This window comes from Pseudomonas sp. (assembly GCF_035277045.1).
Classification (GTDB): Bacteria; Pseudomonadota; Gammaproteobacteria; order Pseudomonadales; family Pseudomonadaceae; genus Aquipseudomonas.
Genome location: NZ_DATELE010000136.1, coordinates 1 through 15,920, shown reverse-complemented (window position 1 = coordinate 15,920; position 15,920 = coordinate 1). Strand labels below are relative to the sequence as shown.

The following is a 15,920-nucleotide window of genomic DNA, read 5'->3' as shown; positions in this document are numbered from 1 at the left end:
CATCCCCGGTTGGGGCCGTGGATCCGTGACTACCTGAGTGGCGAAGGCATTCCCATGAAGGGCAAGGTCTACGCCATCGGGCTGATGTGGGCGAGCATCAGCCTGTCCTGCTACCTGGTGCCCCTTCCCTGGGCCCGGGCCTTCATGTTGACCAGCGCGGTGCTGGTGACGGCGTACATCCTCAAGCAGAAGACCCTGCGCCGGCCGGGTTGATGCGCCACCATCCTCGCATCAACTATTCGAAGGCGGCTTGTTTTCTGTGGGAGTTGGACCTCCTTCAGACCACGTCCACCTTCAACGACTGATCCCCCAGCAGCCCGTCGATGATGGTCGCCGTGTCGTGGCCGGCGGCAATCACGCCTCCAGCATCCACCGCGACACCGTAGTGCTGCGCCAGGTCGACGCCGGCCAGGTCGATGGTCTGCGTCGCTGCCCCGCCAGCCACCGCGCTGACTTCGATGGTCGACACCACGCCACGCTCCCCTGCGCTCACCTTGAAGTGCAGGTAATCGTCCAGCGAGGCTGAGGTGGCGCTCTCGCCCTGCAGCAGTTGCGAGAGGTCGAGGCGATCGAGCCCCGGGGCGAAATCGGTCACCAGGTCGTGGCCGGTATGGCCCTGCTGCCAGACAAACGTGTCGCGGCCACCGCCCCCGGTGAGGGTGTCATTGCCCAAGCCGCCGATGAGCAGATTGTCCCCGCTGTCGCCGGTGAGGTGATCGTCGAACGCCGAGCCGATCAGGTTCTCGATACCCTTGAGCGTGTCGACCCCGGTGCTCCCCGTGTCCTGCGCCCCTGTCTCGCCAAGATCGACCGATACCGTGGCGCTAGCCGAGGCGTAGTTCGCGGTATCGATGCCCGCCCCGCCGTCGAGAAGGTCATCGCCCGCGCCGCCGATCAGCAGATCGTTGCCCGCCCCGCCCTGCAAGCGGTCATCGCCCTCCCCACCCACCAGCACGTCATGGCCATCCCCCCCGTCGAGCGTGTCATGACCGGAACCTGCCAGTAGGACATCGTCTGCGGAGGAACCGGTGAGCACGCTGCCCGACTGGAAGGTGATGTCGACGTTGCCTGCGCCCGCGCCGCCGTGGCCGTCGTCGGCGGTGTAGTTGCCGTGGAATACCTCGTTCCGGGCGTTGGCGTAGTCGATCGTCAAGGTCAGGTTGTAGTCCTCCGACCCATTGACATTGCGCCCACTGGTATTGCTGACGTTGACCACATGCAGGCTGTAGAGCCCATCGTGGTCGGCGGTGAAGCTTCCCTTGTTTTCGATGCCCTGGTATCCCCCCACGGCGTCCTTCCACTCCATCGACAGGTTGCCATCGGCATTCTTGTGTTGCAGCGTCAGCGTCTCGCCCTTGCGCAGGGAAACGGTCAACACATCTTCATCGTTGGCGCTGGAGGGGTTGACGGTGCCCAGATACCCGGCGACCACCAATGCCGCGGTCATCGACCCGGAAGCACCGACAAACGCGCTGCGCGGCAGGTCCTTGAGCTGGTTCTGGCTTTTGTTGCCGTGGTCGGCGAAGTCGATCACGGCGATCTTGCTACCGACGCTGAACCCTGCGCCTTTCTCTGTGAAGCCGGTGCTGAAGACGATCGGGGCAGCGCCAAGCGGGTCGTGATCGGCGTCGGTATCGTTGGCCAGCAGCGCTTCGGCCGGAACCAGTACCGTGGGCCCGCTGATGTTGGTGATGATGTGATCCGCGCCGGCCACGGGGGCGGTGTTGGTGTTGACCGTGATCGACAGGGCGGCGCTGCTCGTGTCCCCGTCGTTGTCACTGACGGTGAACAGGATGTGTTCCGACCGGGTCGTGCCGTTGTCCTTGGGCGGCGTGTAGGTGAACTCGCCGGTGTCCATGTCCACCAGCAGGTTGCCGCCCAGGCTGGTCTTGATGTTCAAGGTGTGTTCGCCACCACTGGCCTTGGGGTCGTAGGTGTAGGTGGCTCCGTCGACCAGCAGCGCCTTGATGAAGCCACCATCGGCACCGAAATGCCCGCCGCTCATCAGGCTGCCGGTGATTGGCGCGCCCTGGACCGTGCCATTGAGTACCGCGCCGAGCTGGTTCAGATCGGTGACCACGATCGAGTCGATATCAGTACCGGTGCTGCCATCGAAGGCCAGCGAATCGAGGTATTCGGGCGTGACACCGGTGCCCAGCCCGATGGCGTAGGACTTGATCTGGCTCTTGTCGAGAAATGCTTCCCACGCAGCCTCGTGAAGCTGCCCCAGCGCATGCCCTTGGGTCGGCACGCCATCCGAGAAGAAGTAAGCCAGGTTCTGCGCGCCGGCCAGTTTGCCCGCTGTCTCGAAGGCGCTTACGGCTTGGGTGATCGCCGCATCGTAGAAGGTCGAGCCATCGGCGCACAGGCTTGCGACGAGGGTCTTGGCCTCGGCCACGGACACCCAGACCGGCGATTTTTCTGTCGCGCCCGTAGCGAACGTGACGATCTGCACCTTAACGTCACCCATGTCGTCGTACGTGTCGAGCAAGGCGCCGATCGCCTGCTTCGCCAGCTCCAGCCGGCTCAGGTTACCTACACCTGACTTGAAGTTCATGCTGCCGGAAACATCGATCACCAGCAGCAGGTTGGAGTCCACCTGGCCCGGGCTGACCGAGCGCTCGGCGCAGACCGCCTTGGGCACGTCATCGACAATACCGATGGCGAGGGTGCTGGTGCTGGTGTTGCCAAGCGAGTCGGTGACTTTGTAGGTGAAGGATTCAGTGACGATGTTAGCGCCATCGCCTGCGCCACCTGGCGTCTTGGGTGCCGAGGTGAGTGTGTAGGTATAGCTGCCGTTGGCATCGAGTTGAAGCTGCCCATGACTGCCCGTCGAACTGCCCACCAGGCTGTAGGTCAAGGCGCCCACGCCCCCCGCGACCGATCCCGAGAGCGAGCCGGATCCGGCCTCCGCGGACGAGGCCGCGTCGCTGCCCTGGGCCAGGGCTTTCTCGTAGACGATGACTTCGGTGTCCGGGCTTGCGATCGGCGAGCAGTCATGGACGTTGATGCGGATCGTGGTGGTGCTCTCGTCGCCGTCCGCATCACGGATCGTGTAGACGAACTCGTCGGTGGCGCCCGGGCGTGCAACGCCGTCCGGAGTGGCGTGGTAGACCGCATTGCCCTGAGCGTCGAGGGTCAGGTAGCCGTACTTGCCGGCTACCTGGGTGTTGAGCGAGCCGCTGGCGGACACGGTGGTGTCAGCCCCGGCACGCACGCCGACCACATGGTTGCCATTGGCTTGCACATCCGCGCCAATTACGTCATTGGCCAGCACGTTGCCGCTGACCGTGCCGCCTTCGACCACGCTGGCCACGTCGCAGCGAGCCTGCGGCACGTCGTCGACGATGCTGATCACGAGGGTGCTGGTGGTGCTGTTGCCCAGCGAGTCCTTCACCAGGTAGGTGAAGGACTCGCTCACGGTATTGGCGCCATCGTTGACGTTGTCCGCGGACTTGGGCGCGGACGTCAGGGTGTAGGTGTAGGTGCCATCGGTGTTGAGTTGCAGCTGGCCGTACTGGCCGACGGCATTGCCGACGACGGTGTAGGTCAAGGCGCCGATGCCGCCGCTGACCGAGCCGGCCAGGGTGCCGGAAGCTGTTTCGCCCGTTGAGCCGGGGTCGCTGCCTTTCACGGTGCCGGCCGCAAGGTCGCTGCCGTCCTTGGTCAGGTCCAGTGCTTTTTCGTACACCGTGATGCCGTTCACCGGCCCCGCGACCGGCGAACAATCATGGACGCGAATGGTGATTGTGGTGGTGCTCTCGTCGCCGTCCGCATCGCGAATCGTGTAGACGAATACGTCAGTGGCGCCGGCCGGTGCAACGCTGTTGGGGTTGGCGACATAGACCGCATTGCCCTTGGCATCGAGGGTCAGGGCACCGAATTGACCGGCAACGCTGCTGCCGACCGAGCCGTTGGCCGAGGTCAAGGTGTCGAAACCGGCGCGCACGCCGACCACGTAGTTGCCGCTGCCTTGCACATCGGCACCGATCACATCGTTGACCAATACATTGCCGCTGACGGTGCCGCCTTCGTAGACATTGGCGAAGTCGCTGTAGGCCTGCGGCACATCGTCGACGATGTTGATCACGACGGTGCTCGTGGTGCTGTTGCCCAGCGAGTCCTTCACCTGATAGGTAAAGCTTTCGCTCAGGGTATTGGCGCCGTCGTTGACGTTGCCCGGGGTTTTCGGCGCGGAGGTCAGGGTATAGGTGTAGGTGCCATCGGTGTTGAGCTGGATCTGCCCGTACTGTCCGATCGCATTGCCAAGGAGGGTGTAGGTCAATCCGCCGACGCCACCGGTGACCGAGCCAACCAGCGTGCCGGAGGCGGTTTCGCCGGTCGAATCCGGATCGCTTCCTTCGACAGTCCCCGCCGCCAGGTCATTGCCGTCCCTGTTCAGGTCCAGTGATTTTTCGTACACCGTGACGGCGCTGTCTGGACCTGCGATGAGTGAACTGTCGGTCACATCGATGGCGATGGTGGTGGTGCTTTCATCACCGTCCGTATCGCGGATCGTATAGACGAACACATCCGTGGCACCGGCTGGCGCGACGGCGTTGGGGTTGGCGTGATACGTCGCGTTGCCCGCCGCATCGATGATCAGGGTTCCGTACTGACCGGGCACGCTGGTGTTCAGCGAGCCAATGGCCGAAGTCGAGGTGTCGGAACCGGCGCGCACGCCGACCACCACGTTGCCGCCGGCGGGCAGGTCGGCGCCGAGCACGTCGTTGGTCAGGACATTGCCGCTGACGATGCCGCCCTCGACCACGCTCGCCTGGTCGGGCCTTGCCTGGGGCGTGTCGTCGACGATGATGATGTCCAGGCTGCCACTGGCGGTGCTGCCGTCCGTATCGATGGCGATCACCTCGAAGCGTTCGCCCAGGCTGTTGATGCCGTCGGCGTCGGGGTGGGCCTGATTCCCGGTCAGGGTAAAGCTATAGGTCACGACACCCGTGGCGGCGTTGTAGCTTGCAACCGTCAGGGTGTTGCCTAGGGCGGTGATGATCGACTGCGGCAGGCCCGCCGCAACGCCGCCGCTCACCACGCTGATGCCACCGACGCTCAGGGTCTGCACGCCATCGGGCGCCTCCACGGTGAAGGTGCCGCTCTGGGTCAGCGCCGCGGGATTGGCGGCCGAGCCGTTCGGCAGGTTGGCTTCGTTGACGCTGAGCTCGCCGGGCAGTACCTCGAGGCCGTGCAGGGTGACGGGGTTGTTCGGATTGCCGGGGTCTACTGGGTCTACTGGGTCTACTGGGTCTACTGGATCTACCGGATCCACCGGATCCACCGGATCTACCGGATCTACCGGATCTACCGGATCCACCGGATCTGCTGGATCTACTGGGTCCACCGGACCCCCTGGATCTATTGGATTCACTGGGTCCACCGGATCCACTGGATCTATCGGATTCACTGGATCGGCTGGATCCACTGGATTCACGGGACCCACCGCATCAACCGGCTTTCCTGGATCAACCGGATCTACCGGAGTCACAGGCACGGACGGCACGGCGCCGTGGACATCGACCAGCCCGACATGATCGCTGGCCAGCTCGGGAATTCCGTTGAAACCCGCGGTCGGGAAACCGATCACAGGGTCTACATGGCCACCAACCGCCGTCAGCAGGACAAACGAATGCCCGCCGCCCAACGCTCCCGGCTCCCCACTTGACGCCTGCCCCGCCGCCGATGCTTCGCCCGCCTCGGACGGGTCGGCACCGGCCGCGATGGCCTGCTGCAGACGCTGGACATCCGCCAGTTGCCCCTGGCTCGCCGCGGCCCCTTCGTCGGTCAGCACACGCCCGGCCTGGTTGGCCAGCAGCTCGGTGGTCAGTTCCAGGCTGCTGCCACGCCCCAGGGTCAGTTCCGCGCCATTGTCCAGGTCCACCGCTACGGCGCCAGCAACCCCGGTTTCGAGTTGCTCCCCGGCAAACAACCGGTCACCTTCGACCAGCAATCGACGCACGCCATCGTTGCCTACCGCAAACACCTGGCCTATCACCTTGCTGACCACACCGACAAACCTAGCCATGAGCGCACGTCTCCATTGCCTGGAAGATTCCTTGCAAGGCAAAGCGCGCTGATTGCTGCGAGCGGTGACCGGAGACGCCGAATCAACCGCCATGGCCTACCTGGATCGAACGATTGGACGCCAATTGCAGTCCTTTTCCGGGTACCACCAGGGGAACAAGACGATCAAGAAATGGTCACCAGCCCAAACGCCAATAAAATGTCGCCAATTTCTGTCTTGTCTCTACCCCTTTCGCTACATCCATGCCCCATGCCGCAAAAAACCGGGAACTTTGTTCGATGCCCGTAGTGTCGCGCCATAGCGCCGATCCTACGGACTACCTGATAGAACAATGTCGTGGATTTCTTAGGCCGCATAAGTTTTTTTTCGCATAGTCGTTATGAAGAAAGCATCTTAGCTGGAGCGTCAAATGTTCTTAGCTATGCTGTTACAAACCTGAAACGGTTTTACCTTTATATTTCGTCATTTTTTTGGCGATTGCAGGAACTTTTTTGAGACCAGGGAGAAGTACCCCATGCGCGTTTTGACCCCAATAACCAGTGCGATTCTCTTGGCCATGGCAAGCGCCGGAGCCCAGGCGATGTCCATCACCGAGGCAATTCAAAGCGCCGTGGACCAGCACCCGGAAGTGCACTCCAACCGCAACAGCCGCCTTTCGGCGGACGAGGACGTGAAGTTTGCCCGTGGCGGGTACTTTCCCACGGTCGACCTGGTCGCCGGCTACGGACGCCAGCGCTCGGACAACGTCAACACCCGCGGCCTTAACGCCGACGGGACCCGCAACCACGACAAGGCAACCCTAAACTACACGCAGTCGGAGCTGCGCCTGCGGCAGATGCTGTTCGACGGCTTCAACACGTCCAATGAGGTCGGCCGCACCGAAGCGGTGGTCAACTCGCGCGCCTACTACACCCAGGCGATCGCCCAGGACGTCGCCCTGCGCACCATCGAGGTCTACCTCGAAGTGCTCAAGCGCCGGGAGCTGGTCACGCTGGCCAGGAACAACCTGCAAGCGCACCTGCGCGTCAACGACCAGATCGGCCTGCGCAGCGAACGCGGCGTCGGCAGCACCGCCGACCTTGACCAGTCCCGCGCGCGCCGGGCCCTGGCGGAGAACAATCTGGACACCGCCGAAGTCGACCTGGCCGATGCCGAGGCCAACTTCTTCAGTGTGGTGAGCCGCATGCCCGACGAGCTGGAAACCCCGGTCACCATCAAGGGCGAGGTCCCCGAAAGCCTGGTCGATGCACGCCAGGGCATGCTCGAGAACAACCCCTACCTCAAGTCCGCCCAGGCGGATGTGCAGGCCGCCGAGCAGCAGTACCAGGTGGCCAAGTCGCCGTTCTATCCACGCCTGGATGCCGTGCTGGCCACCGGCGCCAACAACAATACCGGCGGCGAGCGCGGGCACAGCAACAACGACTGGCAGGCTGGCGTCGAGCTCACCTACAACCTGTTCCGCGGTGGCAGCGACAAGGCCCGGCTGAAGTCGGACTCGCACAAGATCAACCAGGCCATGGACATCCGCAACAACGCCCTGCGCACGCTCAACGAAAACCTGAGCCTGTCGTGGAACGCCATGACCAACGCCCGCAAGCAGACCCCGAGCGCCCGCGAGTACGCCGACACCACGACCCGCGTGCGGGCGGCCTACCAGGACCAGTTCGGTCTCGGCCAGCGTACCCTGCTCGACGTGCTCGACAGCGAAAACGAGCTGTACAACGCCAATCGCCGCTACACCGAGGTGCGCTATCTGGAGGAGTACTCCATGTACCGGGTGCTGGCCAACATGGGCGAGTTGCTGAGCAAGCAGCACATCACCCTGCCATCGGAGGCGGTCGCCCAGAGCGAAGTGCGCAGCGAGGCGCGGTTGCCCGACATGCGTTGATCCCTTCCCGCGGCAGGAGCAGGCCATTGTGACCAGTATGCAAACGCCAGACTCGGCCGCGGAACCGCGCCTGAGCTTCGATGATCCGTTGCTCGATGGCCTGTTGATTCTGTGCAGGCTGCATGGCTGCACAGCCAGCCGTGCCAGCCTGTCCACCGGTCTGCCGCTGCTCGACCAGCGCCTGGGCCTGGACCTGCTGCCTCGTGCAGCGGCCCGCGCGGGGCTGCAGGCGCGGGTGCTGCGCCGCGGGCTGGACGACATTTCGGCGATGAACCTGCCGGTGCTGCTGTTGCTCAGGGACGGACGATCGGCCGTGCTGCGGCGCTGGAGCGATGACGGCCGCGCGCTGATCCTGCCCTGTGAAGCCGAAGGCGGCGAGCAATGGGTCAGCCGCCAGGAACTGCTCGAGGCCTACGCCGGCCACGCGCTGTTTGCCCGCCCCCGGCATTCGCTCGAAGCGCTGCGCAATCCCCTGCTGCCCAGGGTGAATGCCTGGTTTCGCGACACGATCACGCACTCCCGCTGGCTGTACAGCGACGCATTGCTGGCCAGCCTGCTGATCAACCTGCTGGGCCTGATGGTGCCGCTGTTCGTCATGCAGACCTACGACCGGGTGGTGCCCAACCAGGCGCTCTCGACTCTGTGGGTACTGGTCATTGGCCTGTTCATAGGCACTGCCTTCGAGCTGGTGCTACGGATAGTCCGTGCCCACCTGCTGGACCAGGCGGGCAAGAAAACCGACCTGATCCTCTCCGCGACCCTGTTCGAGCGCATCACCGGCATGTCAATGACGGCCCGCCCGGCCACCCTCGGCGGCTTCGCCCAAAGCATCCATGACTTCCAGGGCCTTCGCGAATTCCTCACCGCCGTGACCCTCACCAGCATCATCGACCTGCCCTTCGTGGTGCTGATGCTGGTGGTCATCGGCCTGCTCGGCGGCTGGCTGGTGCTGATCCCGCTGCTGGCATTTCCGCTGACCTTGTGTTTCGCGCTGGTCCTGCAGGCGCGCCTGCGCGATACCGTGGAAAAAAGCCTGAGCCTTGGCGCGGTACGCCAGGCGCTGCTGATCGAGACCCTCGGCGGGCTGGAAACCCTCAAAGCGTGCGGTGCCGAAAGCGAACGCCAGTATCACTGGGAACACACCAACGGCGCGCTGGCCCGTCTCGACGCTCATGCTCGCAACCTGTCGGCCATGGCCACCAACGGCACGCTGTTCATCCAGCAATTGTGCGGCATGGCGATCATCGTGGCCGGGGTCTACAGCATCATTGCCGGCAACCTCAGCGTCGGCGCGCTGGTCGCCAGCTACATGCTAGGCAGCCGGGTGCTGGCGCCGCTTGGCCAGGTGGCGGGGCTGATCACCCGTTATCAGCAGGCCCGACTGACCATGCGCAGCACCGACGCCCTGATGGGCCTGCCCCAGGAACGCCAGGCCGAGCAACAGGCACTGGTGCACACTCAGCTAAAGGGCGGGCTCGAGATGAGCCATGTCAGCTTCCGCTACGCAGGGCAGACCGCTTCGGCGCTCAATGACATCAGCTTCACGGTCAAGCCTGGCGAGCGGATCGGCATCATCGGCCGCAGCGGCTCCGGCAAGAGCACCCTGGCGCGGCTGATGATGGGTTTCTATCACCCCGAAGAAGGCCAGGTGCTGCTCGACAACCTCGACCTGCGCCAGCTGGACATCGCTGACCTGCGCAGCCAGGTGGGCTATGTCGCCCACGACCTGCCGCTGCTGGCCGGCAGCCTTCGCGACAACATCACGCTGGGCGCCCGCTACGTGAGCGATGCACGCCTGCTCGAAGTGGCCGAGCTCACCGGGGTCAGCGAACTTGCCCGGCAACATCCGCAGGGGTTCGACCGCCCGGTGGGCGAGCGTGGCCAGCTGCTCTCGGGCGGCCAGCGCCAGACCGTGCTGCTGGCCCGGGCGATGCTGCTGGAGCCGCCGATCATGATTCTCGACGAGCCCACCAGCCACATGGACAACAGCAGCGAAGACCAGCTGCGCCAGCGCCTGCAGGCCTGGGTGCCGGGCAAGACGCTGCTGCTGGTGACCCATCGCACCTCGATGCTCAGCCTGGTCGACCGCCTGCTGGTGCTCGATAACGGCAAGATCGTCGCCGACGGTCCCAAGGATGTGGTCATCGGCGCCCTGCGCAAGGGCCGCGTCGGCGCGGCCCTCTAGGAGTTCAGCATGTCCCTCAGCCATGGCGTACGCAGTGATATCAAGAGCTCCGGCAGGACGGCCGAGCGCGACTACATGCCGGAGCTGGCCGGCGCCACCCTGCAGGACTCGCCGCGCCTCTCGCGCGTGACCGTGTGGCTGGCCGCGGCCCTGCTGCTGGTGGCGCTGGTGTGGGCGAACTTCGCCGTGCTGGACGAAGTGACCATGGGCGAAGGCAAGGCCATCCCGTCGAGCAAGGTCCAGGTCGTGCAAAACCTTGAAGGTGGCATCGTCACCGAGATTTTCGTGCGCGAGGGACAGATGGTGAACAAGGGTGACACCCTGCTGCGCCTGGACGACACCCGTTTTCGCTCCAACAAGGGCGAGAGCGAGGCCGACCGCTATGCCTTGAGCGCCCAGGTGGCACGCCTGTCGGCCGAGGCAGAAGGACGCCCGTTCGAGCTGGACGACGAGACACGCAACAAGGCGCCGCAGGTCGCCGAAGATGAGATCGCCTTGTACCAGTCGCGCCAGCGCCGCCTGAACAGCGAGAAAAAGACTCTCAATGAACAACTGCGCCAGAAGAGCCAGGAGTTGGCCGAGTTCCGCTCCAAGGTCGAGCAGTACCGCTCTGCCATGGCGCTGTTGCAGCAGGAGCTGAACATGTCGACGCCGCTGGTGGGCACCGGCGCCATCTCGCCTGTGGAGATTCTGCGGCTCAAGCAACGCACGGTCGAAGCGCGCGGCCAGCTCAATGCCACCAGCCTGGCCATCCCCCGCGCCGAGGCAGCGGCCGCCGAGATCAGGAGCAAGATCGAGGAGTCTGACGCGAGCTTTCGCTCGGAGGCGGCCAAGGAGCTCAACGACAAGCGCACCGAACTCTCGAAGATCACTGCCACCAGCATCGCCATCGACGACCGGGTGACCCGCACCACGGTGCAGTCCCCGGTGCGCGGCATCATCAAGCTGCTCAAGGTCAATACCATTGGTGGCGTGGTGCAGCCCGGCAGCGACCTGGTGGAGATCGTGCCGATCGAGGACAACCTGCTGATCGAAGCGAAGGTCCGGCCGCAGGACGTGGCGTTCCTGCACCCTGGCCAGACGGCGATGGTCAAGTTCAGTGCTTACGACTACACCCTCTATGGCGGGCTCAAGGCCAGGCTTGAGCTGATCGGCGCCGACACCATCACGGATGACAAGGGCAATGCGTTCTACCTGATCCAGGTGCGAACCGACCGGAATCATCTGGGTGGGGATAACAAGCCGTTGCTGATCATTCCCGGGATGACCGCCACGGTGGACATCATCACCGGGCAGAAAAGCGTGCTGGATTACCTGCTCAAGCCCGTGCTGAAGGCCCGGACAGAGGCGATGCGCGAGCGATGACCAGCAGGCATGAAGTGTCGCCGAGCCAGTGCCGGCGTGGCTGGCCACTTTGTGCGAGCAGCTGTCTTTGTTCCCTGCCCAGATCGCACAATCTTTTCGTCCTGCGCCCCGGCGAGGGCTTTGCCCTCGATCGCGGCACAAGGCCAGCTCCCACAAGAGCTGGCGCGGCCAGCTCGTTTATCAATGCCCTGCCCGGCGCCGCCAGCATTGTGGGACCAACTGTCTTCAACCTGGTTACACATACCTCTCGGCCCGGCTCCGCCGGGCCCTGTGGGAGCGTGCCTTGTGCCGCAATTGGGCCGCGCAGCGGCCCCAGAATAGTGAGGCCGCTGCAAGAGTGACTGGATGCCTTCGGTGTCCCCTGCTCAAGACCCGGGGGCAAACGCTCACCCGCCGTGATTACGCTCGAACGTCTCCCGGCCCATGGCTTTTATCTGGCCTTCGATCAACGCGTCGAACGGCCTGAGCAACTCATCGAATCCAACCGGCGCTTCCAGCACATTCAACGCCTGCACCACCGCCTCCAGCGTCGACAAGGCCCCCTCCTCCGGCGCCTTGCGCAGGCGATAGCGCGAGGGCTGCACCTGCCCGAGCGTCACGCGCGGCAATGCATCAAGCAGCGGATTGAGGTAAAGCAGCTTGCGCGCCTTGCGCCAGGTACCGTCCGGGACAATCAGCAGCAGCGGCAACGCCTCGCCCGGGGCATAGGGCGCAAGCTCCTGCGCCTGCTCACCCGGGAACAACAAGGCCGGCCGGTAACCCGGTGTCGCCAGCAAGCCTGGCAGGTCGTCGAACACCTCCCCTACCCGCAACTCGGCGTTCACCAGTCCAAGGGCCGCCAGCCGCGCGGTGTTGAGGGCATGAGCGGTTTCGCTGGGGTGCTGCAACAGCACCACGCGCGTGCGGCTGTCGAGCCGGGGAATCAGCGGGCAAAGGCAGTGTTCTTGCGGGCGCTGGCAGCGCTCGCAGCGGGGTCTGGGCATCGTGGTCTCCTGTTCGGCGCGGCTCAGGCGCCATTGAGCTGCGTCTTGAGCAGGTCACGGAACGTCTGGATCAACGGCTCGCGGCTACGTCCGCGGCGGACGATCATCGAAAACGGCGCCTGATAACCGAACGTCGCCGGCGACAGCACCCTCAGGTCGCCCTTGTCGACCCAGGCATGGGCGTAATGCTCGGGCAAGTAGCCGATATAGGCGCCCGACAGCACCAGGATCAACTGCGCCTCCATGCTCTCGACCGTCGCCGCGCTGTGCTTGAAGCCATGCCGGGCCAGCTCTGCCTGGCTCCAGTAGCCGCGCCCGACCATGCGCTGCTGGGTAATCACCTGCTCCGGGATGCGCCGCTCGGCGAACAGCGGGTGGCGCGAGCTGCAGTACAGCCAGTGCTGCTCGCGGTACAACGGCTGGTACACCAGCCCGCTCATGCGCGTCGAGAACGCGCCGATGGCCAGGTCCAGGCGATTGTCCTGAACGCCCAATTGCAGCTCGTAGGGGCTCGAGACCGACAGGTGCAGGTGCACCGCGGGGTGTTCGAGGCTGTAGGCACCAATCGCCTCGGCCAGGGGCAAGGCCCGGTCGCCCACCGTGGAATCGATCACCCCCAGGTTCAGCGTCCCCCGCAGCTCGCCCTTGAGCGCCGCGGCATATTGTTCAAAACCGTCCATCTCGGCCAGCAGGCGCAGGGTTTCCTGGTGGAACAGCTCACCCTTGCTGGTCAGGCTGAAACCACCTCGCCCGCGATGGCACAGCACGATGCCCAGCGCCGCTTCGAGCTGGCTCATGTAGGTACTGATGGCCGAGGTCGACAGGTTGAGCTCGCGCTGGGCGTTGGCGAACCCCTGGTGGCGCACCACGCTGACGAAGATGCGCAACAGTTTCAGGTCGGGCAAGGCAGAGGCCATGGACAACAGTTCCGGACGGCGGCAAGTGGCGGGATTCTAACCGCTGCGCGGGAATCAGTTCAGAAAAACCTGAAGTAAGTATTTGCCGGTAGCGATTCTTCCCGGGCACTACCTTTTGCAGACTTGGCCGCAATGTCCCTGTCCGCCGCCAGTGCGCGCCAACGAAGCGCGCCCAGGCACAGGTTCGAACAACCAGAACAATCGACTGATGAGGCCCACCGTGGACAAGATTCTTCACCAACCACTGGGCGGCAACGAAATGCCGCGTTTCGGCGGTATCGCCACCATGCTGCGCCTGCCCCACCTGCCAAGCGCCGAAGGCCTGGACGCCGCGTTCATCGGCGTGCCGCTGGACATCGGCACCTCGCTGCGCTCCGGCACCCGCTTCGGCCCGCGGCAGATCCGCGCCGAGTCGGTGATGATCCGCCCCTACAACATGGCCACCGGCGCCGCGCCCTTCGACTCGCTGTCGATCGCCGACATCGGTGACGTGGCGATCAATACCTTCAACCTGCTGGACGCCGTGCGCATCATCGAAGAGGCCTACGACGAGATCGTCGAGCACAACGTCATCCCGCTGACCCTGGGCGGCGACCACACCATCACCCTGCCCATCCTGCGCGCCCTGCACAAGAAGCACGGCAAGATCGGCCTGGTCCACATCGATGCCCACGCCGACGTCAACGATCACATGTTCGGTGAAAAGATCGCTCACGGCACGACCTTCCGCCGCGCCGTCGAAGAAGGCCTGCTGGACTGCGACCGCGTGGTGCAGATCGGCCTGCGCGCCCAGGGCTACACCGCCGATGACTTCAACTGGAGCCGTCGCCAGGGCTTCCGCGTGGTCCAGGCCGAAGAGTGCTGGCACAAGTCGCTGGCACCGTTGATGGCCGAAGTGCGCGAGAAAGTCGGCGGCGGCCCGGTGTACCTGTCGTTCGACATTGACGGCATCGACCCGGCCTGGGCGCCAGGCACCGGCACCCCGGAAATCGGCGGCTTGACCACCATCCAGGCCATGGAGATCATCCGCGGCTGCCAGGGCCTCGACCTGATCGGCTGCGACCTGGTCGAGGTCTCGCCCCCCTACGACACCACCGGCAATACGTCGCTGCTGGGCGCCAACCTGTTGTTCGAGATGCTCTGCGTGCTACCGGGCGTCGTGCATCGCTGACCCAAGGGTCCAGGAGCGGTAACCAAGGCAGGAGCCTATGGGCAGGGTCGCGGTGACGACCCGCCTGACCTACCAGACCGACGGGCAGACGTGCCTGTCCGTACGGTCGATCTCACATAATAAAGATAATGCGGAGACACCCCATGGCCTTGGACATATTCGTAGTACTGATCTACGCCGCCGGCATGCTCGGCCTCGGCTGGTACGGCATGCGCCGCGCGAAAACCCATGAAGACTATCTGGTGGCCGGGCGCAACCTCGGCCCGACCCTGTACATGGGCACCATGGCCACCACCGTGCTGGGCGGTGCCTCCACCGTAGGCACCGTGCGCCTGGGCTATGTCCACGGGATCTCGGGCTTCTGGCTGTGCGCCGCGCTGGGCCTGGGCATCATCGCCCTCAACCTGTTCCTGGCCAAGCCCCTGCTGCGCCTGCGCATCTTTACCGTGACCCAGGTGCTGGAGCGTCGCTACAACCCCATGGCACGCCAGGCGAGCGCCGCAATCATGCTGGCCTACGCCTTGATGATCGGCGTCACCTCGACCTTGGCCATGGGCACCGTGCTGCAAGTGCTGCTCGACCTGCCCTTCTGGCTGTCGCTGGTGCTCGGCGGCGGCGTGGTGGTGGTCTACTCGACCATCGGCGGCATGTGGTCGCTGACCCTCACCGACATCGTGCAGTTCGTGATCAAGACGGTGGGCCTGATGTTCATCCTGCTGCCGGTGTGCCTGTACAAGGTCGGCGGCTGGGACCAACTGGTGGCCAAGCTGCCCGAGTCCAGTTTCCAGCTCACCACCATCGGCTGGGACACCATCATCACCTACTTCCTGATCTACTTCTTCGGCATCCTCATCGGCCAGGACATCTGGCAGCGGGTGTTCACCGCGCGTGACGAGAAGGTAGCCCAGCGCGCTGGCACCACCGCGGGGGTCTACTGCGTGTTCTATGGCCTGGCCTGCGCCCTGATCGGCATGGCCGCGCATGTGCTGATGCCCGACCTCGCCAACCCGAACAATGCCTTCGCCGAGATGATCAAGAGCACCTTGCCGGACGGTATCCGTGGCCTGCTGATGGCGGCCGCACTGGCGGCGATGATGTCGACCGCCAGCGCTGGCCTGCTGGCAGCCTCCACCACCCTGACCGAGGACCTGCTGCCCAGGCTGCGCGGCGGCAAGCAGTCGAGCCTGGGGATCAACCGGCTATTCACCCTGCTGACGGGCCTGGTGGTACTGGGCATTGCCCTGGCGGTAAACGATGTGATCAGTGCGCTGACCCTCGCCTACAACCTGCTGGTCGGTGGCATGCTGGTCCCGCTGATCGGCGCGATCTTCTGGAAGCGCGCCACCACGGCCGGGGCAATCACCAGCATGAGCCTGG

The 15,920-nt window shown here is 64.6% G+C and carries 9 protein-coding genes; 6 read left to right on the top strand and 3 right to left on the bottom strand.

Annotation, left to right across the window (positions count from 1 at the left end; translation table 11 throughout):
• On the top strand, positions 1-213 hold a 213-nt coding region (locus VJS90_RS06150; protein ID WP_324120083.1), incomplete at its 5' end, for a YbaN family protein.
• Between the two features lie 64 nt (positions 214-277).
• On the opposite strand, the gene VJS90_RS06145 is transcribed toward VJS90_RS06150, so the two are convergent.
• Positions 278-6,034: a retention module-containing protein gene (locus VJS90_RS06145; RefSeq protein WP_324120080.1), complete on the bottom strand. Its 5,757-nt coding sequence runs from the start codon at positions 6,032-6,034 to the stop codon at positions 278-280.
• A gap of 514 nt (positions 6,035-6,548) precedes the next feature.
• On the opposite strand from VJS90_RS06145, the gene VJS90_RS06140 reads away from it, so the two are divergent.
• The 3 genes from VJS90_RS06140 to VJS90_RS06130 are packed head-to-tail and all read left to right on the top strand — an operon-like array spanning position 6,549 to position 11,472.
• Positions 6,549-7,922, top strand: a complete 1,374-nt coding sequence (locus tag VJS90_RS06140; RefSeq protein WP_324120078.1) for a TolC family outer membrane protein — start codon at positions 6,549-6,551, stop codon at positions 7,920-7,922.
• 37 nt (positions 7,923-7,959) lie between these two features.
• Positions 7,960-10,107, top strand: a complete 2,148-nt coding sequence (locus VJS90_RS06135) for a type I secretion system permease/ATPase (RefSeq protein ID WP_414704899.1) — start codon at positions 7,960-7,962, stop codon at positions 10,105-10,107.
• A gap of 9 nt (positions 10,108-10,116) precedes the next feature.
• The gene (locus VJS90_RS06130) at positions 10,117-11,472 is read left to right on the top strand and encodes an HlyD family type I secretion periplasmic adaptor subunit (RefSeq protein WP_324120074.1); all 1,356 of its coding nucleotides are present in this window, start codon (positions 10,117-10,119) and stop codon (positions 11,470-11,472) included.
• Positions 11,473-11,858: 386 nt separating this feature from the next.
• Here the strand turns inward: VJS90_RS06130 and VJS90_RS06125 are convergent, their stop codons facing one another.
• Together VJS90_RS06125 and VJS90_RS06120 are read right to left on the bottom strand one after the other, a co-directional pair.
• Positions 11,859-12,455 carry a tRNA-uridine aminocarboxypropyltransferase gene (locus VJS90_RS06125; protein ID WP_324120072.1) on the bottom strand — a complete coding sequence of 199 codons (597 nt, stop codon included), beginning with the start codon at positions 12,453-12,455 and terminating at the stop codon, positions 11,859-11,861.
• A gap of 23 nt (positions 12,456-12,478) precedes the next feature.
• Complete coding sequence (locus tag VJS90_RS06120; RefSeq protein ID WP_324120070.1) at positions 12,479-13,372, bottom strand: LysR family transcriptional regulator; 894 nt, start codon at positions 13,370-13,372, stop codon at positions 12,479-12,481.
• A gap of 220 nt (positions 13,373-13,592) precedes the next feature.
• On the opposite strand from VJS90_RS06120, the gene speB reads away from it, so the two are divergent.
• Both speB and VJS90_RS06110 read left to right on the top strand, forming a co-directional pair.
• A complete protein-coding gene (gene speB / locus VJS90_RS06115) occupies positions 13,593-14,543 on the top strand; it encodes an agmatinase (protein ID WP_324120068.1) in 951 nt (316 codons plus the stop codon).
• A gap of 143 nt (positions 14,544-14,686) precedes the next feature.
• Positions 14,687-15,920, top strand: a 1,234-nt coding sequence (locus VJS90_RS06110) for a sodium:solute symporter (RefSeq protein ID WP_324120066.1), incomplete at its 3' end; no start/stop codon positions are given.